This is a genomic window from Luteimonas deserti, from assembly GCF_013425765.1.
GTDB lineage: Bacteria > Pseudomonadota > Gammaproteobacteria > Xanthomonadales > Xanthomonadaceae > Luteimonas > Luteimonas deserti.
Window position 1 is genome coordinate 255,219 of sequence record NZ_JACCJZ010000013.1, and the last position, 25,390, is coordinate 280,608.

The window sequence follows — 25,390 nt, forward strand, 5'->3', positions numbered from 1 at the left end:
GGATCATGAAGAGGAAGCTGCTCGACGCAGCGCTGCTGGCCGCACTGGCTGGCATGGCATCGCCGGCCACGCTGGCGCAGGCGTCCAGCGAGTCGCCAACGGCCGCAGCGGACTGCGATGCGTCAGGTTGCGACAGCAACGGGGCGCTGCTGTTCCGCCTGCGGACCCGCAGCTTCGACCAGCCGGTCACCCTCGGCACCACGGCAGGCTCGTCGTCGGAGGCACTTCAGCCCGACCGCCGCGTCAGCATCGCGCTCGATCAGCCGGGTCGCGCCACCGCGCTCGGCCGGTTCTCGGTGCAGCTACCGGGTGGCGGCATCATCTGGGCGACCGAGGATCCCGACATCGGCCTGCCGGAGCTCTCGGTCTCGGCGCCCTCGCTGGTTGCGTTCGATGGCGGCCGCATCGTCGAGCCGGTGCGCTTCGTCGCGCGCAGCAACTACATCGATTTCATCGACCGCCTCGAGGTCACCGTCTATCGCGCCGCGGATGCCGATCTCATCGAGCCGATCGCGCAATTCGAACTGCCGCGCAGCGCCGTGGCCGACACCCAGTGGGACGGCATGCTGCCGCAGGGCCGACAGTTCCGCGCGGGCGACGAGCTGGTCTACGTGCTGCGTGCATACGATGCCAGCGGCAGTTTCGACGAGACCTATGTCCAGCGCCTGCAGCTGGTCAGCCCGGCCGAAGCCGAGCGCGGCGCGCAGACGCTGCGTCAGAGCGCCGAGCGTGGACTGGGCCTGGCCCTGGGCGCCGAGCAGGCCGAAACGCAGGCGCTGGTCGACAACGTGTTCTCGGGCAGTGGGCTGCGCCAGCAGAACATTCCCGTCTACGGCTCGCGCGTGCGCATCACCGGCCGGAACCTGCCGGAAGGCCAGTCGCTGCTGATCAATGGCGAGCCGTATCCGGTCGACCTGGAGCGCACGTTCGTCGCCGAGTATCTGATGCCGGTCGGTCAGCACCGGTTCGACATCGGCCTGCGCGGCCGTGGCGGCGAAGTCGCCACGCATGCGCTCGATGTCGACGTCAGCGGCCGTTATTTCTTCGGCGTCGGCATCGCCGATGTCACCGTGTTCCAGAACAAGGCCAGCGGTCCCGGCCGCGAGATGGCACTGGCTGGACGCGAGAACGACATCCTCAGTGATGGCCGCCTGGCGTTCTACGGCAAGGGCAAGATCGGCGGCAAGTACCTGATCACCGCGCAGGCCGATACCCAGAACCGTCCGTTGAGTGACCTGTTCGACGGCTTCACCTCGGCCGATCCGCAGGACATCTTCCGCCGGGTCGATCCGGACCTGTACTACCCAACGTACGGCGACGACTCCACGACCTATCGTGATGTCGACACCATGGGCCGGTTCTACCTGCGCATGGACTGGGACAAGAACCAGGCGCTGTGGGGCAACTTCTCCACCGGCCTCACCGGCACGGAATACGGCCAGTATCAGCGTGCGCTCTACGGCGCGGCGCTGGCATGGCGCTCGCGCCAGTCCAATGTCTGGGGCGATCCCGGCACCGAGCTGCGCGCGTTCGTGTCCGAGGCGCAGACCGCGCCGGGCCACAGCGAGTTCGTGGGCACCGGCACCAGCCTGTACTACCTGCGCCACACCGATGTGCTGCCCGGCTCGGAGCAGGTCGTGGTGGAAGTCCGCGATCCGACCACCGGTCGTGTCGAGGCGCGCACCGTGTTGTTGCGCGGCGCCGACTACGAGATCAACGAACTGCAGGGCCGCATCACCCTGACCCGCGCGCTGACCCAGATCACGCGCGAGAACGTACCGACCATCACCCGCGACGCGCCGCTCGACGGCTTCGAGCAGCGCCTGATCGTCGACTACGAATGGGTGCCGAACGGCTTCGACCCCGACGAGATCACCGCCGGCGTGCGCGGCAAGCACTGGTTCGGTGACCATGTCGGTGTCGGTGCGACTTGGGTCGACGAGAGTCGCGCGGGCGAGGACTACACGATGATGTCGGCCGACATCACCTTGCAGGCCGGCAAGGGCACTTATCTCAAGCTCGAACACAGCCGCACCGAAGCCACCAGTGCACCGGTGTTCTTCTCCGACAATGGCGGCTTCACCTTCACCCAGCTCAATCCCGTCGGCCCCCGCGAAGGCGAAGCCAGTGCGGTGGAAGCCCGGGCGAACTTCCGCGAGCTGGGCTGGACGACCAGCGACTGGAGCACCGGCGCCTGGTGGCGCCGCGTCGACGGGGGCTTCTCGGTCGCGCGCTTCGACATCGGTGCCGATGTCGAGGAGTACGGGGTCGAGGTGCTCGGCGAGTTCGGTCGCGATGTCGGCGTCTACGCACGCCACAGCCGCGCCGAGCGCGGCGCCGAGACGCTGACCCAGACTCAGGCCACCACCGAATGGCGCCTGTCCGATGTCGGCACGCTCGCCGCGGAACTGCGGCGCGTGGAAGAAGGTCGCATCGGCGGCGATGCCACCGGCACGCTCGGCGCGCTGCGTTACACGCACCGCGTCGGGACCGCGCTGGATGTCTACGGCACCGCGCAGTGGACGCTCGACGACGACGGCGGCTATGTCGACAACGACGCCTACACGCTCGGCGGCCGCTACAACTTCGCCAACCTGTCGAATGTCGGCGCCGAGGTCACGACCGGCGACCGCGGTGACGCGGCGCAGGTCAATGGCGAGTACCGCCTGACCGCGCAGCACAGCTTCTACGGTGCCTATACCTATTCGACCGACGCCACCGAGTACGACCCGCTGTTCAACCGCGCACAGCAGAACGGCTGGACGCTGGGCCAGCGCTGGCGCCTGTCGAACCAGGTCAACGTGTTCAACGAGAGCCAGTTCCTCAAGTCGCGCAACGAGTCGGGCCTGGCCCACACCTACGGCATGGATTTCTATCCGGCGGTGGGCTGGAACCTCGGCCTGACGCTGTCGGACGGCGAGCTGACCAACCGCGATGGCGGTCAGGTCGACCGGCGCGCGGTCAGCGTCTCGGGCGGCCGCACCTCGGGCGCGACCGACTGGCAGAGCAAGGTCGAGTGGCGTGAGGACACCGGCGCGGAACGCCGCACGCAGTGGATCACCACCAACCGCGTGCAGCACCGCCTCAACGAGAGCTGGCGCGTCGCCGCACGGTTCAACTACGCCGACACCCAGGACGATCTGAATCCGGCCGCGAGTGCGAAGTTCATCGAGAGCAATTTCGGTTTCGCCTACCGTCCGTGGGACGGCTCGCGCTGGGGCCTGTTCGGTCGCTACACCTATCTGTACGACCTGGCGACGCTGGGCCAGATCGGCGGCGCCGACTACGACCAGCGATCGCAGGTGCTGTCGCTCGAAGGCGTGTACCGCATCGACGACCGCTGGGAAGTGGCCGGCAAGCTCGCACGCCGCGAAGGCGAGGCGCGCTTCGGCCGCGGCACCGGCGCGTGGTTCGACTCGGCGACGACGTTCGCCGCCGGCCAGCTGCGCTACGAGCTGCTGTACAAGTGGCACGCGCTGGCCGAATACCGCTGGCTCGACGTCGACAACGGCGGCACGCGCCAGGGCTGGATGGCGGGCGTGGACCGAGACATCGGCCGCAACTTCCGCGTCGGCGTGGGCTACAACTTCACCGACTTCAGTGACGACCTCACCGATTTCGACTACGACCACCGCGGGTTCTACATCAACTTCGTCGGCAGCTACTGATCGGGACGGTGCGCGGCACGCCGCGCGCTGATCGACGGAACGCCGCAAGGGCTTCGACTCATGACCGACCATCCATGCCTGTCCCGCCGCCGGACACTGCTGACCGCCGCCACCGTTGCCGTACTCGGGCTCGCCTCCGCCGGCGCGTCCGCGCAGGTGGGCGTAGCCGCGGTGCAGCGCAGCTTCATCAACCTCAGCTTCGAGCAGCCGAACCTGCAGACGGAAGGCTGCCGGGTGTACATCGACCAGCAGTACGTCCCGGGCTGGACGACCACCCACGGTGCGTTCGGGCAACAGAACGTCGGCGATTGCGTCACCCCGCCGGGCTTCGTCGCCGGCCAGCCGGCGCCCATCATCGAACTGTGGCGAACGCCCCGGACCAACAGCGGGCTAACCGTGATCGCGCGCAGCGGCGCGCAGATCGCCGAACTCAATGCCGAGCAGCTCTCGCGGATCTCGCAGAACGTCTGCCTCGTCCCCGGCGACAACGTGCGCTGGCGCTTCAGCCACAAGGGGCGCGCGAGTCCGACGACGCAGGACCAGATGCAGTTCCTGCTGGATACCACGCCGATCGTGCAGGTGGGGACCACCAACACGGGTGATGGCGGCGTGGCCACCACGTTCGTCGGAACGGCCGGTTCGAATGCGGGGCCCAACGGCTGGCGTGACTACACCGGCGAGTTCGCGTACTCCGGAGGCGGTGGCGTCACCAACATCGGCTTCGAGGCGTTGTCGGGTGCAGCTACGACCGGCAACTTCCTCGACGACATCCAGGTGCTGCTCAAGCCCTTCATCGAACTGGCCGGTACCGGCTTCCAGACGGTGGAAGGCCAGGGCGTGGGCGCGCCCTCGCTGCGCATCGTGGGCACACTGGACGCGGATCTGGCCATCCTCGTCACCGTAACCGGCGGAACGGCCCAGATCGGCGACGACTACACCACGCCTTCGGGAACCGCCGCGTTCGACGTGGTCATTCCCGCGGGCACCTACGACGGCGACGTGCTCGTGCCGCTGGGGCTCGTATCCGTGGGCAATGCCACCATCGATGGCACGCGGACGGTCGAGATTGCGCTGACGCCGAGTCCGGACGATTTCCTGCTCAGTTCGACCGAATCCTGCGGTGGAAGCGGCATCGCGGCGGCCACGTGGACGCTGCTCGACGACGACCTCGATCTGGCGATCGAGAAGTCCGCTTCCGTCACCGATGCCAGCCCCGGTGACACGGTCACGTTCAATCTGCGCATCAGTCACCTGGACGGTGTCGCAGCGGACGGCGCCGTGGTACGCGATCCGGCGGTCGTCGGCCTGGATTGCAGCGCCGCGGTGCCGACCTGCAGTGCGACGTCCGGGGCGGTCTGCCCGGCATCGCCGACGATCGGTGCGCTGCAGGGCAGCGGCCTGGTCATTCCGACGCTGCCAGCGGGCGGCACGCTGGACATCGGCTTCAGCTGTGTGGTGACCGCAGTCCCCTGAGCGAGGCTCAGGCCGCGGCCCGTTCGGGTTCCGGCGCAGGTACGACCGGCAGGCGCATGCTGAAGCGGGCGCCTTGTCCGGGAGCACTGTCGACGGTCAAGGATCCGCCCGCATCGGCCATCAGGCCAGCCACGACCGCCAACCCCAACCCGGTGCCCTCGCCGGGAGGACGGGTGGTGAAGAAGGGTTCGAAGATCTGCGCCTGCAGCTCGTCCGGGATGCCGTGCCCGGTATCGACGGCATCCAGCCGGACGTGGCCATCGGCATCGGGCGAGCCCAGCACGAGGGAGAAGCGGCCACCCTCCGGCATCGCCTGCGCCGCGTTCGCGGTGAGGTTGAGGACGGCGAGCGCGAACTGCGCCCGGTCGAACATGATCGGCACCGCCGTATCGGGCAGATCGAGCTCCAGCGGGATCCGCGGCCCGAGCGTCTGCCGCAGCATCGGCACGATCTCGCGCAGCGCGTCGACGGCGTCGAAGCGTTCGAGCTGGCGTGCGTCGTTGCGCGCGAACGCCAGCAGCTTGTGGGTGATCGCGGTCGCACGGCGCACGGCCATCTCGAGGCCGCCGAGCACGGCGTCGATCTCGCTGATGTCCCGGCTGCGACGCCCCCGCTCCACGTAGCCCAGCATCAGCGTCAGCAGGTGATTGAAGTCGTGGGCGACGCCGCTGGCCATGCGCCCGACCGCCTCCACCTTCTGCGCGTGCAGGAGTTGGGCCTGCGCGCGCTCGCGCGCGACGATCTCGTCCGAGAGCCGGCGGTTGGTGTCGGCCAGCGTGACCGCCTGGCGCGTCGCCTCCGAGAGGCTGTTGCGCAAGGCGCTCGAGGTGCGGTCGACGACGATGGTGATCAGCAGGAACATCACGGTGCGCACGCCGACGTCTGCCATCGCCTCCGACAGCGGTTCGCCGGTCCGCGTGGCATCGCTGTGGCCGCCGAGCACCATCGCCGCGACCAGGACCGCGAACATCGCCCACAGCGCGCGCCGGCCCACCATCATGCCCGCGACGAACAGCCACATGACCTGGATCGGCTGCTCGAAGGTATGCGACATCAGGCCCGCCATCGCATACGAGACCAGCATCATCGCGGCCACCACCACGAGCATCTGGCGGATGGCCCACTGGAAGCGTCCGCGCCGGATGAGCACCAGGGACCAGAGCGCGATCGCGCTGATGACCAGGCTCGTGACCAGGGAGGCGGTCTCGCCCGGGCGCCACGCCAGACCGCTGCCGAAGACGCGATAGGCCCACAGCAACGGCGGGATCGAGGCGAGCAGACCCAGGACCACCTGCAGCATCGGCGCATTGCGGCGGTCCACCGGATCCTGGATGCGTGGCACATCGAGCCAGCGGGTCATTACAGAGGGCATCGCCTGCGTCCGTTCGATCGAGAATGCCTATCGTCGCACTCTCGACGCCACCGGTCTCCCTGGTATCGACCCGGGGGCGGGCGGCTCAGTCCGCGTCCAGCACCGTTTCCAGGACCGCATCCCCATACCGCTCGAGCTTGCCGGCACCGACCCCGCCGATGCCACCGAGCTGGCCATGGCTGATCGGCCGCTGGCGGGCGATCTCGCGCAGGGTGGCGTCGTGGAAGATCACGTAGGCCGGCACGTTCTGCTCGCGCGCCAGGCGACCGCGCAGGGCGCGCAAGGCCTCGAACAGCGGCTGGTCCGCAGGTGCCAGTTCGATGTCGGCGCCGGCGCTCGAACGGGCGGTGCGTGTGCGGTCGCGCGCCGCCGACGGCTTGCGCAGCATGACCTGTGACTCGCCCTTGAGCACCGCGCGGCTGGCTTCGGTGAGGCGCAGGCCGCCGTAGCCCTCCGCGTCGACGTCGAGCAGGCCGTGGGCCACCAGCTGGCGCAGCACGCTCTTCCAGATGCGCGCATCGAGATCGGTGCCGACGCCGTAGGTGCTCAGCTGGTTGTGGCCGAACTGGCGGATGCGCTCGCTGTCACTGCCGCGCAGGATGTCGATGATGTGCGCGGCGCCGAAGCGCTGCCCGCTGCGGTAGACGCAACTCAGGGCCTTCTGCGCGGCGACGGTCGCATCCCACGCCGCCGGCGGATCGAGGCAGTTGTCGCAGTTGCCGCAGGGCTGGCCTTGGCCCTTGCCCGCGTAGTCCTCGCCGAAATTCGCCAGCAGCACCTGGCGACGGCAGCGCATGGTCTCGCAGTAGCCGACCAGCGCATCGAGCTTGCGGTGTTCCAGCCGCTTGCGCTCGTCGCCGGACTCGGACTGCTCGATCATCTGCCGCAGCAGCACCAGGTCTCCCAGGCCGAAACACATCCAGGCGTCGGCCGGTTCGCCATCGCGCCCGGCGCGGCCGGTCTCCTGGTAATAGCCCTCGATCGATTTCGGCAGGTCCACATGCGCGACGAAGCGCACGTCCGGCTTGTCGATGCCCATGCCGAAGGCGATCGTCGCCACCACCACCACGCCGTCACTGCGCAGGAAGCGGCGCTGGTTGGCCGCACGCAGGTTCGCGTCCATGCCGGCGTGGTAGGGGATCGCATCGATGCCCTGGCCGGCCAGGTACTCGGCGGTTTCCTCGACCTTGCGCCGGGACAGGCAGTAGACGATGCCGGCCGCGCCGCGGTGCGCCTGCACGAAGTCCAGCAGCTGGCGCTTGGCGTTGTCCTTCTGCACCACGGTGTAGCGGATGTTGGGCCGGTCGAACGAGCTGACGAAGCGGCGCGCGTCTTCCAGCTGCAGGCGCTCGGCGATCTCGCGCTGGGTGGGCGGATCGGCGGTCGCGGTCAGCGCGATGCGCGGCACCTCGGGCCAGCGCTCGTGAAGGATCGTCAGCTCGCGGTATTCGCGGCGGAAATCGTGGCCCCATTGCGAGACGCAGTGCGCCTCGTCGATCGCGAACAGGGCGAGCGGGGCGCGGTCGAGCAGCGACAGGAAGCGCGGGGTGAGCAGACGTTCGGGCGCGACGTAGAGCAGATCGAGCTCGCCGGCCAGCAGCTCGCGCTCCACCCGCTGCGCGGTCTCGCCGTCGAGCGTGGAATTGAGATACGCCGCGCGCACGCCCGACTGCAGCAGCGCGTCCACCTGGTCCTGCATCAGCGCGATCAGCGGCGAGACCACGATCGCCACGCCGTCGCGCAGCAGCGCCGGGACCTGATAGCACATCGACTTGCCGCCGCCGGTGGGCATCAGCACGAGGGCATCGTGGCCAGCGGCCACATGGTCGACGATGGCGGCCTGTTCGCCGCGGAACGCGGGATGGCCGAACACGCGCTGCAGGACGCCGAGCGCGTCGCCGGCGGTACCGGCAGGGGAAAGCGAGGACATGCGCCAAGGATACCGGGTGGGGGCCGCAGCCGGCGCCGCGGCGGGCTGTCAGGCGATGCCCATGCCTTTGCTAAGCTGCCGGACCTCTGCACAGGACCCTGCGATGACTTCGACCCCCGGCGCCGGCGGCATGCCGCTGCACACCAAGATGCTGATCGGGTTCGTCATCGGCACCGTGGCCGGTCTGGCCGCGAATCTGTTCCTGGCCGAGGCCGGCTGGCTGGACGGCTTCATCACCTACGTCACCGATCCGGTGGGCCAGCTGTTCCTGCGCCTGCTGTTCATGCTGGTGATCCCGCTGGTGTTTTCCGCGCTGATCCTGGGCGTGGTGGAGATCGGAGACCCGACGTCGCTCGGCCGCATCGGCCTCAAGACCCTGCTGTGGATCCTCGTGGTGACGACCATGGCGGTCACCATCGGCCTGGTCGCGGTGAACCTGTTCCAGCCGGGCCGCGGCATCGACCCGGAAGTCGCGCAGTCGCTGCTGGCAGCCTCGTCGGATCGCGCGTCGGAGATCGCCGGCGCGCGCGAAGGGGTGTCCGGCATCCAGATCCTGCTCAACATCGTGCCGCGCAACCCGGTCGACGCCGCTGCGCGCGGCGACCTGATCGCGGTGATGTTCTTCGCGCTGATGTTCGGCATCGCCGCCACCGTGCTGCGCACGCCCGGCACGCGCAGCTTCGTCGCCGCGGTACAGGGCATCTACGACATCTGCCTGAAGCTGATCGGCTGGGTGATCGCACTGGCGCCGTATGCGGTGGCCGCGCTGCTGTTCTCGATCACCGCGCGCCTGGGCGTGGACGTGCTCATCCAGCTCGCGCGCTTCGTCGGCACAGTGATCGCGGCGCTGGGGTTCCACTTCCTGGTGGTGATTCCGATCCTGCTGTGGGTCTTCGGGCGGATGAGCCCGCTGGCGTTCTTCCGCGGCGCCCAGCCGGCCCTGCTGACGGCGTTCTCCACGTCGTCGTCGAGCGCCACGCTGCCCACCACGCTGAAGGTCACCGAAGAGAACCTCGGCGTCCCCCGCCGGGTGGCGCGCTTCGTCTGCACGCTGGGTGCGACCGCCAACATGAACGGCACGGCGTTGTTCGAGGGCATCACGGTGCTGTTCCTGGCGCAGTTCTTCGGCGTCGAGCTCGGCATGGGCCAGCAGATCCTCATCCTGCTGCTGTGCATCCTCGGCGGCGTGGGCGCGGCCGGTGTGCCGGGCGGTTCGCTGCCGGTGATCGCGATGATTCTGGCGATGTTCGGCATCCCGCCCGAGGGCATCGGCCTGATCCTCGGCGTGGACCGTCTGCTCGACATGTGCCGCACCGTGGTCAACATCGGCGGCGACATGGCCGGTTCGGTGGTGATCGGACGCTCCGAGCCGGCCGACGCGCCTGCGGCCGAGGTCGACCCGGGCCTCGCGGAGCCGCACGGCGCCGCGCACTGAGCGGACGCGGCACGGCAGCGCACCGGGCCGCGTCCGGCAGCACGGCGGCAGGCATGGGACAATCGCGGGCTCCCGTCCGCAGCCGCCCGTCCACGAGCCCATGACCACGCCGACCCGTCGCGAACTCGCCAACGCCATCCGTTTCCTCGCCATCGACGCCGTCGATGCCGCCAAGTCCGGTCATCCCGGCATGCCGATGGGCATGGCCGACATCGCCGAAGTGCTGTGGAACGACTACCTCTCCCACAATCCGGGCAATCCGGGCTGGGTGGATCGCGACCGGTTCGTGTTGTCGAACGGCCACGGCTCGATGCTGCAGTACGCGCTGCTGCATCTGGCCGGCTACGACCTGCCGATCGAGGAGCTGAAGAACTTCCGCCAGCTGCACAGCCGCACCGCCGGCCATCCCGAGCGGCACGAGACACCGGGCGTGGAAACCACCACCGGGCCGTTGGGCCAGGGTCTGGCGAACGCGGTCGGCTTCGCGCTGGCCGAGCGCCTGCTTGCGCAGCGTTTCAATCGCGACGGCCACACCGTCGTCGACCACCGCACCTGGGTGCTGCTGGGCGACGGCTGCCTGATGGAGGGCATCTCGCACGAGGTGGCCTCGCTGGCCGGCACCCTGGGCCTGGGCAAGCTGGTCGCCCTGTGGGACGACAACCGAATCTCGATCGACGGCAACACCGCGGGCTGGTTCACCGACGACACCCCGGCGCGCTTCGAGGCCTACGGCTGGCGGGTGATCCGCGACGTCGACGGACACGACAGCGAGGCGGTCAAGGCCGCGCTCGACGATGCGCTGTCGCAGGCGTCGAAGCCCACCCTGGTATGCTGCCGCACGACGATCGGGTTCGGTTCGCCGAACCGTGCCGGCAAGGAGTCCTCGCACGGCGCGCCGCTGGGCAAGGACGAATCCGAGGCCACCCGCGCCGCGCTGGGCTGGACCCACGGTCCCTTCGAAGTGCCCGAGGCGATCCGCGATGCCTGGCGCGCGACCGACGCCGGCGCCGCGCGCGAGGCCGAGTGGACCGAGCGCTTCGAGGCCTACCGCGCTGCGCATCCGGACCTTGCGGCGGAGTTCGAGCGCCGCACGCAGGGCGCGCTGCCGGAGACGTTCGTCGCCGACGCCGATGCCTTCATCGCCACGTTGCAGGACGACGGCCCGACCATCGCCTCGCGCAAGGCCTCGCAGATGTCGATCGAAGCCTTCGCGCCGCTGCTGCCCGAGCTGATCGGCGGCTCGGCCGACCTCGCGCATTCCAACCTCACCCTGTGGAAGGGCAGCACGTCCGCGGCCAGCACCGATGCCAACGCGAACTACGTCTACTACGGCGTGCGCGAGTTCGGCATGAGCGCGATCGCCAACGGCCTGGCGCTGCACGGCGGCTTCATTCCCTTCGACGCGACCTTCCTGGTGTTCAGCGATTACGCCCGCAATGCGGTGCGCATGAGCGCGCTGATCCCGGCGCACGCGATCCACGTCTACACCCACGATTCCATCGGCCTCGGCGAAGACGGCCCGACCCACCAGCCGGTCGAGCATCTGGCGTCCTTGCGCTACATCCCGAACAACGACGTGTGGCGCCCCTGCGATGCGGTGGAGTCGGCGGTGGCGTGGAAGTCGGCGATCCTGCGCAAGGACGGCCCGAGCTGCCTGGTGTTCTCGCGCCAGAACCTGACCCACCAGCCGCGCGACGCAGCGCAGGTCGCCGCCATCGCGCGTGGCGGCTACGTGCTGAAGGATTCGGTCGGCACGCCGGAGATCATCCTGATCGCGACCGGCTCCGAGGTCGGCCTGGCGACGCAGGCGGCCGAGCAGCTGGGCGACGGCGTGCGCGTGGTGTCGATGCCGTCGAGCGACGTGTTCGACCGCCAGGACGCGGCGTACCGCGAGTCGGTGCTGCCGCACGCCGTGCGCAAGCGCGTGGCAGTCGAAGCCGGCGTCACCGGCTTCTGGCGCGCCTATGTGGGGCTGGACGGTGCCGTCATCGGCATCGACAGCTTCGGCGCCTCGGCGCCGGCCGACAAGCTGTACGTGCACTTCGGCATCACGGTCGAGGCGATCGTCGAGGCTGCGAAGGCGCTCTGACCGGCTCGCACGGCCGGTTCAAGGCATGAACGAAAAAGCCCGCGAACGCGGGCTTTTTCGTGGACGGTGCGTGGCCGATGTCGACCAGCGGATCGCTGGCGCGCGGCTCCAGGCGAAGCCTGTCGGGCCGACAGCCGCGCAGGCGCGCGTGGGCGCGACGGGCATCGGCGCAGACGCAGCGTTCGCGCGAGCGCGCGCTCCTGCATGGCGCGTGCGGCGTATCGTGTGCCGTCTCTCGCTTGACGGAGCCGCGCATCGACACCTGTCGCAGTGCGTCCCGTGCGGCCTGTAGGCGCGCGCTTGCGCGCGGACGGCCGTCCCGCACGTGCTTCGTCGGACATGAGCGCGCGACGAAACGGGGGGTCAAGCCTTCGGCAGATCGTGCTTGCTGCCGCCGCGGCAATGCGGCGAATCCGGGACCTGCACTTCCTCGGCCCATTCCTCGGGCGTGAAGGTGTGCAACGCCAGCGCATGGATCTGCTGCATCTGCGCACCGAGCGCGCGGTATACCGCCTGGTGTCGCTGCAACGCACGCTTCCCGTCGAACGCCGCGCTGACCACGACCGCCTTGTAATGCGTCTCCGACCCGCGGCTGTGCATGTGGCTCTCGTCCTCGACGTCGAGGTGGGTGGGTTGCAGCGCGGCGAGGGCCTCGCGTAGCTGGTCGGCGCGGGTGGTCATGTCACGGGCTCCGGATGACGGGGGCACTCGCCTGCCGAGATGGTGGCGGGTGCCGGCATTGCAACGCGTGCGCCGCTCATTCGGCCGCCGCCGCGCGTGTCCTGCCGGCCGTGCGGTCCAGCGCGAAGCCCAGCAGCCGCGCCATCAGCCGCTCGCGCAGCGAAGCGGGCGCATCGAGTGCCATCCGCTGCAGCGCGGGCAGGTCGCGCGCGCCTCCGTGGCGCAGCGCCGCGACGATGGTGCGCAGCTTGCCGCGGCGCGTGGCGGTTTCGCCCTTGAGCCAGCTCAGTGCCTGGAGCAGGCGCTGCTCCAGAGGCTCGAAATCGCTGCCCAGCGGGTAGTCGGGGAGGGTGCCGTCACGGCGCAGCGGGGCGAGCGCGTCGCGCAGGTGCTGCGGGGTGTTCCGCGTCCAGGCGCCGGGGGCGACGAAGCCGGGATCGAGCTTGCGCGCGTCACGCGCGCGCGCCAGCAGTTCGGTCTGGGCGTCCGCCTCGGCGATGCGCGTCATCGCGATCACGCAATCCTCGTCGGTGGCCCCGCGGATGTCGGCGATGCCGTATTCGGTGATGTAGAGATCGCGCAGATGGCGCGGAATCGTGATGTGCCCGTAGTTCCAGCGGATGTTGGACTCGCGGCCATCGGCGGTGGGTCGGGCCGCGCGCAGCAGCAGCGCCGAGCGCGCATCGGGCAGGGCATGCCCCATCGCGACGAAGTTGTACTGGCCGCCGACACCCGAAACCACGCGGCCGTCGTCCAGGCCATCCGACACCGCCGCGCCGAGGGCGGTCGCCATCATGCAGCTGTTGAAGAAGCGCGCATCGCGTCGCTGCAGGCGCTCCAGGCCTTCGTCGAGGCCGAAGAGCTCGTTGACCTGACCGACGCGCTTCATGCCGATGCCGCGGCGCGTGCCGGGGTCGAGATCGCGCAACCAGGCGTAGAAATCCGGCGAGCCGAGATAGAAGGCGCCGTGCAGGAACTCGCCATCGCGCTCGATCAGTTCGTCGTCGAGCGCGCTCGTGGTGCCGGCGTTCGCGCGCTGCATCAGCGCCGCCTTGTCGACGACCTTACGCCGGATCACGCCGACCTCGACCAGCCGCTTGAAACCCTCGTTGATCATCTCGCTGCAGCCGTAGAGCCCGATGTCGAAGGCATCGAGTCCGCCGCTGGCGACAACCGTGGGATGCGTGGCGAGCGCCGGATCCAGCGCGTGCAGCACGCGCCGGTACGCGGCGTTGTCGGTGTGGCGCAGCGCGAGCGCGTGGCAGAGCGCATCAGCCAGCGCACCGATGCCGATCTGCAGCGTGCCGCCGTCGCGCACCAGCGTGCTGGCGTAGAAGCCGATCGCATAGTCGGCATCCGAGACCGGCTGGCGCGGCAGGCCGAACAGCTTCGGATACGGCGGTGGCGGCACGACCAGGACATCGAAGAACGCGGTATCGACGGCCGCAGTGCCGCCCAGCCACGGCAGCTCTGGATCGATCTCGCCCACCACCAGCGGCCTCGGGCGGCCGGCCGCCAGCAGGGCGTCGATCGTGTCGAACGTGAGGTCCGTGTTCGACGACAGCGAGAAACGGGTGCCGTCCTCGTTGGCCGCGACCTTCTGCACCAGCACGTTGACCCCGCGATCGGCCAATGCCCGTGCCACGTGCGTGTAGTTGAGGCTGGCGTAGCGCCGCTGGGCCTGGCTCGAGCCGAGCATCGCGCCCGACTGCATGTAGAACTCCTCGACCGCGATGTGCGCCGGCAGCGCGTCGCGGCGCATCGCGTCCACGTACCCGAGGCGCACGAAGTCCTCGCCGAAATGGCGCGCTGCGAACGGGCCGATGAACCGGCCTTCCAGGTCGTCGCCGCCGGACGGCGGATCCAGCGACAGCGCGGTGTAGAGCGTCATCGGCCGGGCGGGCTCGGCCAGCGCGGCGTCGTAGATCGCGTTGAGCAGCCGGTGCGGCTTGCCCAGGCCGAGCGGGGCGCCGATCCGCAGCACACCCGCCACGGACTGGCGGATGTGCCGGGTCGCCTCGGCGAGGTCGTCGAAATGCACGGTCATCGCCGCAGCCTAACCCGGCGGATCGCGGCTGTCGTCGCGCACCAGGGCGTCGCCGGCGCGTGCCGGCACGACCAGCACCTCGTCGATCCGCCAGTGCACGGCGCGTGCGACTTCGCGCAGGGCCGTGGAGAGGTGGACGTCGACGGCACCGCTGCGCGTGGCCACCGCGAGCACGCCGCACAAGCGCAACCCTTCCTCGTGGAAACGCGCGGCGCACGACACGACATCGGGATGCCGGTTCACGGCGGCGACCACGGCGTCGGGGAGCAGATCGCGATCGCTGCGGTCGACGCGTTCCGGACGCGCATCGTGCAGGTCGCGCACGGCGCTTCGCAGGTTCCGCACGCCGTCGCGCAGCACTTCGACGGCGATGAAGATCGCCGCGGCGGCATCGGCCCACCACCAGCCCAGTCCGATCCCGAGCACGCCGACGATGCCGGCCACGGCCGTCATCCAGTCGGCCTTGTTCATGTCGGCATCGGCGTGCAGCGGCTTCGAATCGAGCGCACGCGCCAGGCGGACCTTCATCCGGCCGAGGACCAGCGGTGGCACGCAGGACAGGGCCAGGGCTGCGATCATCGTCCAGCCCTGCCACAGCACCGTGTCACCCACGGCCACGGTGCCGACCACTGGAAAGCTGCGGCTGGCCAGCACGTGCACGCCGTCGAGCACCAGCAGCGCGCCCACGACGGTGAGCGCCACCGACGATGTCAGGAAGGTCATGTCGAACGCGCGCTCGCGCCCGTTGACGTAGGTGCCGTCCACCCCGCGTCGGCGGAAGCGCAGCGCCACCAGAAACGCCGCCGGCGGCAGCAGGCTCAGCACGTCTTCGACGAGGGCGGCCTGCATCGCCTTCGAGCCGCCCATCGCGAAGTACATCATGACGCTCACCGCACCGAGCAGGCCGATCGACCACCAGCACAGGCGCACCGCACGTTCCAGGTCATGCGCCTGCGCCGGTGGCAGGGGACTCGGCACGCGACGGACCGCGGGAGGCAGTGCGTCGCTCATTCGGGGGCGCGCTGCGCGTGGAGATAGCGGTCCACCTCGAGCTGCCAGGCGTTCTCGCCGGGTGGCAGCGCCCAGCGCCGCTCCACCGGATGCCCGGGGCCGGCATCGATGCGGACGCTGCGTGACCAGGCGACCCCGTCCCAGGGCGATCGTGCGCTGTGGCCCCCGGCGACCATGTGCAGGCGGTGGTCCAGCAGCGCCTCCATCAACGCCTCGTGGCCCTCCGTCACCCACTCGATCTTCGCTCCGCGCGCAGCCGCGAACGCTTCGATCACGCGGACCTCGGCGCCGTGCGGGGCGTCGCCGGTCGCCACGTCGACATAGGGCGGGTCGTGGCTCAGGCCGACACGCAGGGTGTCCCGCGCCCGCGCGGCGCTGCCCTGTGCCTCCCGGGGAAACGGGTCGCACCCGCACGACAGTAGGACCAGCAGGTACGGCCACGTTCGGCCCATGAGCTCGCGCCTGCGGGCTGCGCGTTCGAGGCGGCCGCTCAATCGAGCATCTCCGGACGGAACAGCCGTCGGCGCGAGACCGTGGGCCCCGCCACCATGAAACGGCCGTCGCCGCAGTAATGCACGGTGCGCGGCCGTTGCGGGCGCGGCGCCACGTGCGCCGCCACCACCCGCCACACGAACAGCGGATAGTCGCGCGTGATCCGGGTCTCGTGCAGCCGACATTCGAAGCGCGCGTGGCACTCGCCGATCCCGGGCGCGGCCACCTCGCTGCCCGCCACCGGCGTCAGGCCGAAGCGCTCGAACTTGTCGCCTTCGTCGCTGCCGCAATTGCCGATGCGCACCACCGTGTCGAGCAGCGGTTCGGTGGGCAGATTGATCACGCATTCGCGGCTGCTGCGCGCCAGCGCGTGGCTGCGGTTCGCCGACCAGATGTAGGTGCCGACCAGGTCGTAGCCCAGCATCATGTGCCAGCCCAGGGTCATGATGCCGCGCACGTCGCGGTGCCGGGTCGACAGCAGCACGACTGGGCCGGGTTCCAGGTAACGACGGGTCTGTTCGACCGGGACGGGGCGGGTGCGGGGCATGGCGTGCGGGCACGTTGGAAAGCCGGCCCCGATTAGTGCAGGCCCGCGGTGAACACGCCGTCGCCCCGGGCGGACTCAGCGCTCCAGCGTCGCGTTGAGGATCGCCGCGAGCCGCGCACCCGCATCGCGCAACTGCTGCTCGGCCAGCGGCAGGTGCCGTTGGACGTAGGCCTCATCGATCCGCGCGCGGGTGGGATAGACCCCGGAGCGGGTGGCGATGCGGCACGAGGTCTCCACCCAGGCCTCGGCGCGGGGCGGCAACACGGGCCCGCGGTCGACCGAGGGCGCGCGCGCGCGCAGCCGCGCCAGCCAGGCGTCGCCCGACAGGCCGAGGGAATTCAGCATCCCGCTGTCCCAGAACGAATGCAGGTTGGTACCGCGCCCGCGGAAGTTGATCTGCCGGGTGTTGCCGCCGCGATCGTGCGCGTACCCGGCATGCATCGGCTGGTGCGCATCGCCGACGAAATGCACGACGAACTTCAGCGCGTTGACCCGCTCCGCACGCGGGCGGCGGCGGTCGCCGAGGATCGCGGCCTGCGCCTTCAGCGCGCCCACCACGCAGTCGCCGTTCGCGCAGTCGCGCGCGGCATCGTAGCGGCAGCCCGACTCGCCGATGTTGACGTAATGCCACCTCGCCGAGCGGCGGCCGAGGTCCGGGTCGCGCTCACGGAGTTCGTCGGCCCAGGCCGCCACGCCCGGCAGCGTGGGCTCGGACTCGCCCGCGAGCAGCCCATCGATCTCCGCGCGCACCTGCGGCTTGAGATCCGGCACGGCCAGCTCCGCGACCAGGCGATGCCCGGCCTTGCCCCAGGCGAACGCGGACGAGGGCAGTGCGAACGCGGCGAGCAGGCCAGCGCAGAAGAGAAGTCGACGCAACATGCGGGAAGTCTACCCGCCCGAGGTGACGCCGGGGATGCGCACCGGATCGCCCACGACGACGCGCCAGACACGGCAAGGCACGGAGGTCGCACCCGCTATCGGGCCGGGGACGCCAAGACGGCGGGAAGACACTGGCGGGCGCACGGGCGCATTCGGGACGCGCCGACGTTGATGGTTCTCCCATTCCACCGGTCGCGAACGATGCGGGAATCGCGAAGTTCTGCACCGGTGTTGTCCTGCCGACTGCCGCCTCACGTCGTGTCGCAGCTTCGACGCCGCTGTCGGCATCTTGGCCACCCGCGGCCAGGCCCGGTCTGGCCGGAGCCGTCCGCCTCGCTGCTGAATCCTTTGGAGTTTGTTCGCGCTCCGAGCACGCACGGTCCGCAGCGTCTTCCGCGACGTGATCGAACCGTATCGGGTCGGTCACACCCATCCCGGAGGCGTGTTACGACTGGGGTGCGGCACGAGCCGAAGGCAGGGCCAGCGTGGAGGCAGCCAGAAGCGAGGCGGGCTTTCCTTCCGGACGGGCCGTGCCTTCGAGCGTCAGCTGTTTGACTTCGACCTTTTCAAGAAGACGTCTGGTGAAGTAGCCATCCTTGAAGTAGCGGATCTTCCTGCACAGCACCGGGTGCGCAAGGCCCTCGTAGATCACGATTTCCTTCTCCGGCCCCATCGCCTTGAGCTCCTGCGGCAACATCAGCGCCCGCTTCTCGAGCACTTCGTTGTCCGAGACGCCGCGGCCCGCGCCATGCGAGCGCGTGCGTGAACGCCGCCGGACGGTCGTGTAACCGAGCATCTCCGAATAATCGTTCGCGTCCTGCTGTTCGCGCGGCGCATAGATGATCTGGAGCGCGTGGTTGGTGATGATGGTTCGCGAGAGTTCCTTGCCGTAGACCGCATCGAGCTGCGCCATCGACTGGATGATCGGCAGGAGCCGCAGGTTGTAGCCGGCCATGTAGGCGACCGCCTTGGCGATGATGTCGACCCGTCCGATCGCGGTGAACTCGTCCATCAGCAACAGGCACTGATGCTTGAGCGAAGGATCGTTCTGGGGCAGGACCTTGGTGTTGACGTTGATCAGCTGGCTGAAGAACAGGTTCACGATCAGCCTGCTTTCGGCCAGCTTGTTGGGCTGGATGCCGACGTAGATCGTCATGCGCTTGCGACGCACGTCGCGCAGATCGAAATCGTCGCCGCTCGTTGCGGCGTCGAGGACCGGATTGAGGAATGGATTCAGCGGCTCGCGGAACGATCCGATGATCGAGGCGAAGGTCACGTCCGCCTGGGACAGCAGCCCGGCGAAGGCCGTCCTGCTCTGGGCACCGAGAAACGGCGCCTGCGCCAGCGTCTGCAGGTAGGGCTTGAGTTCGCCCCCGTCGCCACTCGAAACGCGGAGAATCCCGCCCAGCGTCGGTGTCTGGATGAGCGTCTCCGGCGCGCCCTGGCGACGCTGGTCGTCCCGTGCTTCGAACAGATAGAGGGCGAAGGCGAGAAACGCATTGCGTGACTGGCTCACCCAGAACTTGTCCTTGTCGTCCGCATCGGGATAGAGCATCGCCGCGATGCTCTGCAGGTCGGACACGCGGAACGCAGGATCGTCGGTGACGTACGTGAGCGGGTTCCAGCGGTGGGTGCGGCGGTCCTCCGCGAATGGATTGAACAGATAGATCTCGTGCCCGATCGAGCGCCGCCAGCCGGACGTGAGGTCGAAGTTCTCCTGCTTGATGTCGAGCACCACCGCCGATTCGCGGTAATCCAGCAGGTTCGGTATCACGATGCCGACGCCTTTGCCCGAGCGGGTGGGTGCTGCGAGGATCACGAACTGCTGCCCGGACAGGCGGATGAGCTTGCCGTTCATCTGTCCCACGACAATGCCGGTATCCGCCGTCTTGAGCATGCCCTTGTTGGCGAGGTCGAGCATGCCCGCGAATCGCGCCCGTCCATGCAGATTGCGATGGCTGCGCAGCTTGAACAGCATGACCACGACGGCCGCCCAGACCAGCAGCATGAGACCGAACCCGAGTCCGCCGGCGGTCCAGATGCGCCAGGCGTACGGCGCGACCTGTGGATGCTGCGCGACCTTGGCATAGGTCACCCACGTCGTCATGCCGAGTGCCGCAGTGTCGAGACCGAGGAAGAGCAGCAGCAGGTAGCCGGACAGATACAGGGCGGCCAGGGCCAGAACCAGCGTTGCAAGCGCGGCGACGGCGAGGCGGGAATTGCTCACGTGGGCGTCCTTTGGGGTGACTCGACGATAGGGGGATGGCAACGGCCGCGCCGGGCATGGTCAGGGCGCGGGTGGTGCCCGGTCGACCAGGACGTATTCGTCATTCCTCGACCAGCGACGCAGCCCGGGCTCGAGCTTGATGCAGGGCGCGCCGTCGCAGGACGTGATCGCGACCTGCTCGAGCGCCTCCAGTACTTCAGCGCGGACGTTGGCACGCTCCGCACGCTGCAGTGATTGCCGCGCGAGATAGCCGCTACTCCCGAGCATCGCCAACGCGCCCAGGGCGAGCGCCACCAGGGCGCCGCCGCCGAGCCGGCGGATCCGGGAATCGAGTCGCGCCTGTGCGTGCTCGAAGCCGAGGACGGCGGCTTGAAGCTGCCGGGCGCTCTCGCCGACGGCGCGGCTGGCAGCGTCGACCTCGCCGGCCATCGATGTCCGCACGGCGCCATCGATCGTCTGGCGCAATGTCGCCTCGCTCTCCGCCAGCCGTTCCGCAGCGCCGGCTGCCGCTTGCCCGAGGTCGCGCGCCGATGCTTCCTGACGTGCAGCGGCCGCTTCGCATTGCTGGGTGAGGTGGGCCGCAAGCAGGGCCGCGTTGGCGACAAAGTCGTCCAGTCTGGTCGTATCCATCGCGCCTGCAGTCCTTCCGGGTGAGCGGCAGCAAGCTTGCCAGAACCGCCCCTTGGGATTTTGCGCTTTAGAAGCGTAGGAAAAATCTGAAACATCGGAGATGTCGAATTTTTATGTGGTTCGGGTCACGTTATTTCAGCCAGGTTTCAATCTGGACACACAGAGCTTCAATGTAAGGCTGCCCGAATTTTCATTTGTAGATCAGTTGGTTGCGAGAACATGACCCGATTTTATGGATTGCTTTCTCGTGTCACGGTGGATGCGTTGACGCCTTCCGAACCACGTCGATATATTCGCTGCGCATTCTGCTCGGCGAGATTGTTCTGCCGGGGCTTCGAGAACTGGGGAATCAAGGGGCGACGCGCGAACGATGGCGTGGATGGTTGACGCCGCAAGCGCGAATTCGATCGAGTTTCTTCAACTCCGACCTGCCGAGTGGCGGGCATGCGCGTCGTTGCGCGTCAGATGACAGGTGGATGTCGTGAGCCGTAGCGTTTCGAATCGGATGTGGTTTTGGAAGGGCGTTGCGGGGTTCGCCGTGATCGCAGGACTCGCCGGGTGCGCGACACCCGAGGCAGCGGATCCTCGCGGGCGTTGGCGGCCGATCCACCAGTACGCCGACGTGCCCCAGGCGATTCCGCTGCAGCAGGCGTACGTCTATCAGGCCTCCCCCGCGGACGGCACCTTGAGGACGCTGCTCGGACGATGGGCCAAAGACACCCGGACCACGTTGTCGTACCTGCATCCGAACGATTACACCCTGCACGCACCGGTCGCACAGGTCCGGACGGCGAGCATCGAACAGGCGGTGGCGGCGCTTTCGGCCGCGTACGCGGCGCAGGGTGTGCGGATCTCCGCCGAGCGCGGGCAGATCGTCGTGAGCCAGCAGGCCGCTGCATCCGCGACGCCGGCCGTTCCGGTCGCGGACTGACAGGCCGCCGTGATGCTGGGAACCAGAAAAACCGCCACGCCCGCGATCGACGGCGCTGTCGCCCAGGGTGTGAGCTACGAGCTGACGCTGGCCGAGCGCGCGCGGCGCAGTGAGAAACGCGCGTGGGCGGTCGCCTGGTGCGCGATCGCGATGTCGCTGTTGCTGGCGGGTGGCTACTTCCTGTTCCTGCCGCTCAAGGAGCGCGTGCCTTACCTGGTGATGGCGGATCCGTACACCGGGACCGCGAGCGTCGCCAGATTGACAGGCGACTTCCACGACCGCGATGTCACCACCGAGGAGGCGATCAACAAGAGCAACGTGGCGCAGTTCATTCTCGCCCGCGAATCCTACGATTCGGGTCTGATCGGCCAGCGCAACTGGCGGACGACGTTGTCGATGGCGGCCGCGGGTGTGGCACCGTCCTACATGAGCCTGCATTCGGACCAGAACCCGGAGCGGCCGGCGCGGCTGTATGGCGCCACGCGCTCGCTGCGGATACGAATTCTGAGCATCGTCCTGATCGGTGGAGGCGAGGGCCGGCGACCCACCGGTGCGACGGTGCGTTTTCAGCGCAGCATTTTCGACAAGTCGAACGGGCGCGCCCAGCCGCTCGACAACAAGATCGCGACGCTCGAGTTCACCTACAACGCGGACCTGCGGCTGAGCGATGAGGACCGCCTGCTGAACCCGCTCGGTTTCCGGGTCACGAACTACCGGGTCGACAACGATTTCGGCGCGGGCCCGGTGCCCGAGCGCGACGTGCCGGCCGCATCTTTGCCCGCGGCGCCCGGGGCCGGCACGCCTCCGGCCCAGGACATGCTGTTCGACCCGGGAGCCGATGTGGGCGGCATGGCGACCGAAGGTGCCGTGCCGTGGTCTGGTGACGCGCCGCCCACCGCCCAGTCGCCCCCGGCGTCCAGTAACGGAGTAACCGAACGATGACGTGTTTCAGGAAGACGTGGTTCGCGCTCGTGATGTGCGCGCTCCTGTCGGCGATCCCGCTTCACGCGTCTGCGCAGGTCGTCGAGGAGTACGTCTACCGGCCCGACGAGGTGTACCAGGTGCGGACCGGGCTCGGTATCGCCACCCAGATCGAGCTCAGTCCCCACGAGCAGGTGCTGGACTACAGCATGGGATTCAGCGGCGGCTGGGAGATCAGCCGGCGTGACAACGTCTTCTATGTCAAGCCGCGCAATGTCGACGTCGATACCAACTTGTTGGTGCGGACAGCGGCACATGCCTACATCTTCGAACTCAAAGTGGTGGCGACGGACTGGCGCGCCCTGACCCAGGCGCGTGCGGCAGGCGTGCAGTACAAGGTCCGCTTCACCTACCCGAGCGACACCCGGTTCTCCGCCGCGAACGATGCGGCCGTCGAGGAGGTGACCGAACTCAGCACCCGGGTCCACCCCGACCGCGACTACTACTTCCAGTACGAATACACCCAGCATCGGAAGACGCCCCGCTGGCTGGTGCCGGCGACGGTGTACGACGACCGCCGTTTCACCTACATCCGCATGGGGGACCGCACACGTTTTCCCAGTGGCAACTTTCCCGCAGTCTTTGCCCGCGAGGGTGAGAACGGCGACGAGTTCGTGGTCAATTCCACGGTGGAGGGCGACACCATCGTGGTCCACGGCACATATCCGTATCTGATCGTCCGGCACGGCCGGAATGTGGTCGGACTGCGCAGGAGCCCCGAGCTGTGAACGAACGTCCTTCGCCTCCCGGCGACACCGTGCAGCCGGCAGGTGCGCCTGCGGGCAATCCTTACCAGGACCGTGTGGCGCCCACGCCCGCGGATCTCGACGCCGGCGCCCCCTATCTGCAGACCGCGGAGGTGCAACGGCTCAATCGCAAGGCCCTTGTGTTCCTGGGCGCGATCGTGCTCGTGCTGGGCGCGTTTGCCGTGTGGCTGTTTTCAGGTGACAGCTCCGCGCCAGAGGCCGCACGTGCGCGTCCCCAGGCCGAGCAGATCGTCATTCCGGCGGCACCGCGTGATCTGCCCGAACTGCCTGAGGCCCGGCCGGCGCCGCCGCCGGAGTTGCCGCCACTGCCGGTCATCGATGACGAGCGCAGCGCCGTCGCCGGGGGCGGCATGCCCGGCGCAGGCCTGGCCGGCGACATGTTCTCCGGAAGCGAGATCAGCTCGCTGCTGGAGCGTCGCATGCAGGACGCATCGATGGACCGGGACGGCGATACCGGGGCTGGCGCCGCCGGCGGAGCGAACGCCGGTCTGATGGCGGGCATGATGCCCGGGCAGATGGAAGAAAGCCGCGGGCCGCCCTCCGGGCCCACGTCCGCGCAGCCGCTCTACAACCCCGACACGCTGCTGCTGCGTGGCACGTACATCCGTTGCATCCTGCAATCGCGGGTGATCAGCGATTTCCCCGGCTACACCTCGTGCATCGTCACCGAGCCGGTGTACTCCGTGAACGGACGTCGCCTGCTGCTGCCGCGCGGCTCCAAGGTGATGGGTTACTACAACTCGGACAGCGTCATCGGTGACCGCGCCGCGATCGTCTGGGACCGCATCACCACGCCTACGGGTCTCGACGTCAACATGATGAGTCCGGGCGTCGATGCACTCGGTGCGGCCGGCAACGAGGGCCACTACACCGCGCATTGGGGCCAGCGCATCACCTCCGCGCTGCTGATCAGCATGCTCAGCGACGCGTTCAAGTACGTGGGCGCGAAGAACGGGCCGCAGTCCACCACCTTCGGGGGCGGCGGCTTCGCGGTGCAGAACCCGTACGAGAGCAACACCGCGCGCACGATGGAGCGCCTGGCCAACCTTGCCCTCGAGCGCAACATGAGCCGGCCGCCGACGGTGACCATCAACCAGGGAGCACTGCTCAACGTCTATGTGGCCCGCGACGTCGACTTCTCCGCGGTCGTGCGGTGAGCGCCTGAATCGATGGACAGCACGCCCGCCCCGGTCGCCCAGGTCTCGAACCAGTTCCTCGAGTACCAGTACGAGGTGCTCGGCATCGGCCGGCACATGCAGTCTTCGGACGTCACCGAGATCTGCATCAACCGTCCCGGCGAGCTGTACCTCGAAACCCGCGACGGCTGGCAACGGATGGAAGTGCCGTCGCTGACCTTCGAGCGGGCCCGCCAGTTCTGCACATCGATCGTCAACGAGAGCAATACCGGGCAGCGCATCACCGACGTCGACCCGATGGTGTCGCTGACGTTTCCGACCGGGCAGCGGGCTCAATTCGTGATTCCACCCGCCTGTGACAGCGGCCGGGTGTCGATCACCATCCGGCTGCCGGCGAAGTTCAGCAAGTCGCTCGAGCAGTACGACCAGGACGGCTTTTTCGACGAGATTCTCGAGCAGGCTCCGTCCATAAGCGAACACGACCAGGAACTGCTGGTCCTGCGCCGTGAGCGCAACTATGCCGAGTTCTTCCGGCGCGCCGTGCGATACCACAAGAACATCGTGGTGGCCGGCGCCACCGGCAGCGGCAAGACCACGTTCATGAAGTCGCTGGTGAACCACATTCCCGAGCAGGAACGTCTCGTGACGATCGAGGACGCGCGTGAGCTGTTCCTCACCCAGCCGAACGTGGTGCACCTGCTGTATTCCAAGGGCGGACAGAGCGCGAGCAACGTCACCGCCAAGACCTGCATGGAGGCCTGCCTGCGCATGAAGCCCGACAGGATCATCCTGGCCGAGCTGCGTGGCGACGAATCCTTCTACTTCATCCGCAACTGCGCCTCCGGCCATCCGGGCTCGATCACCAGCTGTCATGCCGGCAGCACCGGTCAGACCTGGGACCAGCTGGCCCTGATGGTCAAGGCGTCGGCGGAAGGATCGGGTCTCGAATTCGAAGTGATCAAGCGCCTGCTGCGGATGACCATCGACATCGTGGTCCACATCAAGGCCCATGCCGGACGCCGCTACATCACCGGGATCGACTTCGACCCCGAGCGGAGCCTGGCGGCATGAGCGAGTTGATCGACCACCGTTGG

General features: G+C 68.6%; 18 protein-coding genes and 1 pseudogene. 9 read left to right on the forward strand and 10 right to left on the reverse strand.

The features are described 5' to 3' along the window. Window positions 1-5 precede the first annotated feature (5 nt). Entirely contained in the window at window positions 6-3,668 is a 3,663-nt protein-coding gene (locus H0E82_RS06425; protein WP_180544617.1) for a TonB-dependent receptor, read from the forward strand. 60 nt (window positions 3,669-3,728) lie between these two features. After that, window positions 3,729-5,141 carry a hypothetical protein gene (locus tag H0E82_RS06430; RefSeq protein WP_180544618.1) on the forward strand — a complete coding sequence of 471 codons (1,413 nt, stop codon included), beginning with the start codon at window positions 3,729-3,731 and terminating at the stop codon, window positions 5,139-5,141. Between the two features lie 7 nt (window positions 5,142-5,148). On the opposite strand, the gene H0E82_RS06435 is transcribed toward H0E82_RS06430, so the two are convergent. Then, window positions 5,149-6,513, reverse strand: coding sequence for an ATP-binding protein (locus tag H0E82_RS06435; protein WP_180544619.1), 1,365 nt, complete (start codon window positions 6,511-6,513; stop codon window positions 5,149-5,151). An 85-nt stretch (window positions 6,514-6,598) separates the two neighbouring features. Further along, entirely contained in the window at window positions 6,599-8,443 is a 1,845-nt protein-coding gene (recQ, locus tag H0E82_RS06440) for a DNA helicase RecQ (RefSeq protein WP_180544620.1), read from the reverse strand. A gap of 103 nt (window positions 8,444-8,546) precedes the next feature. Between recQ and H0E82_RS06445 the strand changes: the two genes are divergently transcribed. Both H0E82_RS06445 and tkt read left to right on the forward strand, forming a co-directional pair. Next, on the forward strand, window positions 8,547-9,878 hold the full coding sequence (locus H0E82_RS06445) for a dicarboxylate/amino acid:cation symporter (protein ID WP_219338434.1): 1,332 nt from the start codon (window positions 8,547-8,549) through the stop codon (window positions 9,876-9,878). Between the two features lie 100 nt (window positions 9,879-9,978). Next, window positions 9,979-11,967 (forward strand): transketolase, encoded by a 1,989-nt coding sequence (tkt, locus tag H0E82_RS06450; RefSeq protein WP_180544621.1) that lies wholly within the window; start codon window positions 9,979-9,981, stop codon window positions 11,965-11,967. A 363-nt stretch (window positions 11,968-12,330) separates the two neighbouring features. Here tkt and H0E82_RS06455 read toward each other — a convergent pair whose 3' ends face one another. From H0E82_RS06455 to H0E82_RS06490, 8 genes and pseudogenes are all read right to left on the reverse strand, one after another. Then, entirely contained in the window at window positions 12,331-12,648 is a 318-nt protein-coding gene (locus H0E82_RS06455; protein WP_180544622.1) for a BolA family protein, read from the reverse strand. Between the two features lie 76 nt (window positions 12,649-12,724). Continuing rightward, complete coding sequence (locus H0E82_RS06460) at window positions 12,725-14,695, reverse strand: acetyl-CoA hydrolase/transferase C-terminal domain-containing protein (RefSeq protein ID WP_180544623.1); 1,971 nt, start codon at window positions 14,693-14,695, stop codon at window positions 12,725-12,727. 9 nt (window positions 14,696-14,704) lie between these two features. Beyond that, on the reverse strand, window positions 14,705-15,673 hold the full coding sequence (locus tag H0E82_RS06465) for a cation efflux transmembrane domain-containing protein (RefSeq protein ID WP_328796966.1): 969 nt from the start codon (window positions 15,671-15,673) through the stop codon (window positions 14,705-14,707). Window positions 15,674-15,702: 29 nt separating this feature from the next. Further along, the gene (locus H0E82_RS06470) at window positions 15,703-16,158 is read right to left on the reverse strand and encodes a type 2 periplasmic-binding domain-containing protein (RefSeq protein ID WP_180544625.1); all 456 of its coding nucleotides are present in this window, start codon (window positions 16,156-16,158) and stop codon (window positions 15,703-15,705) included. Window positions 16,159-16,196: 38 nt separating this feature from the next. Next, window positions 16,197-16,745 carry a flavin reductase family protein gene (locus tag H0E82_RS06475; protein ID WP_180544626.1) on the reverse strand — a complete coding sequence of 183 codons (549 nt, stop codon included), beginning with the start codon at window positions 16,743-16,745 and terminating at the stop codon, window positions 16,197-16,199. Window positions 16,746-16,820: 75 nt separating this feature from the next. Then, entirely contained in the window at window positions 16,821-17,624 is an 804-nt protein-coding gene (locus H0E82_RS06480; protein WP_180544627.1) for a S1/P1 nuclease, read from the reverse strand. Between the two features lie 535 nt (window positions 17,625-18,159). After that, window positions 18,160-19,851: pseudogene (locus H0E82_RS06485) on the reverse strand (type IV secretory system conjugative DNA transfer family protein); the annotation flags it as partial. Between the two features lie 60 nt (window positions 19,852-19,911). Next, entirely contained in the window at window positions 19,912-20,481 is a 570-nt protein-coding gene (locus H0E82_RS06490) for a hypothetical protein (RefSeq protein WP_180544629.1), read from the reverse strand. Between the two features lie 538 nt (window positions 20,482-21,019). Here H0E82_RS06490 and H0E82_RS06495 point away from each other — a divergent pair. The 5 genes from H0E82_RS06495 to virB11 are packed head-to-tail and all read left to right on the forward strand — an operon-like array spanning window position 21,020 to window position 25,367. Next, complete coding sequence (locus H0E82_RS06495) at window positions 21,020-21,412, forward strand: hypothetical protein (RefSeq protein WP_328796967.1); 393 nt, start codon at window positions 21,020-21,022, stop codon at window positions 21,410-21,412. A gap of 12 nt (window positions 21,413-21,424) precedes the next feature. Beyond that, window positions 21,425-22,354 (forward strand): VirB8 family type IV secretion system protein, encoded by a 930-nt coding sequence (locus tag H0E82_RS06500; RefSeq protein ID WP_180544631.1) that lies wholly within the window; start codon window positions 21,425-21,427, stop codon window positions 22,352-22,354. After that, window positions 22,351-23,121, forward strand: coding sequence for a TrbG/VirB9 family P-type conjugative transfer protein (locus H0E82_RS06505; RefSeq protein WP_180544632.1), 771 nt, complete (start codon window positions 22,351-22,353; stop codon window positions 23,119-23,121). Before H0E82_RS06500 ends, H0E82_RS06505 begins: the two co-directional genes overlap by 4 nt. Beyond that, complete coding sequence (locus H0E82_RS16990; protein WP_328796968.1) at window positions 23,118-24,317, forward strand: TrbI/VirB10 family protein; 1,200 nt, start codon at window positions 23,118-23,120, stop codon at window positions 24,315-24,317. Before H0E82_RS06505 ends, H0E82_RS16990 begins: the two co-directional genes overlap by 4 nt. A gap of 12 nt (window positions 24,318-24,329) precedes the next feature. Next, window positions 24,330-25,367, forward strand: a complete 1,038-nt coding sequence (gene virB11, locus H0E82_RS06515; RefSeq protein WP_180544633.1) for a P-type DNA transfer ATPase VirB11 — start codon at window positions 24,330-24,332, stop codon at window positions 25,365-25,367. Window positions 25,368-25,390: the final 23 nt, after the last annotated feature.

Coding starts and splice junctions, on each gene's coding strand:
- H0E82_RS06425 (WP_180544617.1), top strand. CDS start 6: ATGAAGAGGAAGCTGCTCGACGCAGCGCTGCTGGCCGCACTGGCTGGC.
- H0E82_RS06430 (WP_180544618.1), top strand. CDS start 3,729: ATGACCGACCATCCATGCCTGTCCCGCCGCCGGACACTGCTGACCGCC.
- H0E82_RS06435 (WP_180544619.1), bottom strand. CDS start 6,513: ATGCCCTCTGTAATGACCCGCTGGCTCGATGTGCCACGCATCCAGGAT.
- recQ (WP_180544620.1), bottom strand. CDS start 8,443: ATGTCCTCGCTTTCCCCTGCCGGTACCGCCGGCGACGCGCTCGGCGTC.
- H0E82_RS06445 (WP_219338434.1), top strand. CDS start 8,547: ATGACTTCGACCCCCGGCGCCGGCGGCATGCCGCTGCACACCAAGATG.
- tkt (WP_180544621.1), top strand. CDS start 9,979: ATGACCACGCCGACCCGTCGCGAACTCGCCAACGCCATCCGTTTCCTC.
- H0E82_RS06455 (WP_180544622.1), bottom strand. CDS start 12,648: ATGACCACCCGCGCCGACCAGCTACGCGAGGCCCTCGCCGCGCTGCAA.
- H0E82_RS06460 (WP_180544623.1), bottom strand. CDS start 14,695: ATGACCGTGCATTTCGACGACCTCGCCGAGGCGACCCGGCACATCCGC.
- H0E82_RS06470 (WP_180544625.1), bottom strand. CDS start 16,158: ATGGGCCGAACGTGGCCGTACCTGCTGGTCCTACTGTCGTGCGGGTGC.
- H0E82_RS06475 (WP_180544626.1), bottom strand. CDS start 16,745: ATGCCCCGCACCCGCCCCGTCCCGGTCGAACAGACCCGTCGTTACCTG.
- H0E82_RS06480 (WP_180544627.1), bottom strand. CDS start 17,624: ATGTTGCGTCGACTTCTCTTCTGCGCTGGCCTGCTCGCCGCGTTCGCA.
- H0E82_RS06490 (WP_180544629.1), bottom strand. CDS start 20,481: ATGGATACGACCAGACTGGACGACTTTGTCGCCAACGCGGCCCTGCTT.
- H0E82_RS06500 (WP_180544631.1), top strand. CDS start 21,425: ATGCTGGGAACCAGAAAAACCGCCACGCCCGCGATCGACGGCGCTGTC.
- H0E82_RS06505 (WP_180544632.1), top strand. CDS start 22,351: ATGACGTGTTTCAGGAAGACGTGGTTCGCGCTCGTGATGTGCGCGCTC.
- virB11 (WP_180544633.1), top strand. CDS start 24,330: ATGGACAGCACGCCCGCCCCGGTCGCCCAGGTCTCGAACCAGTTCCTC.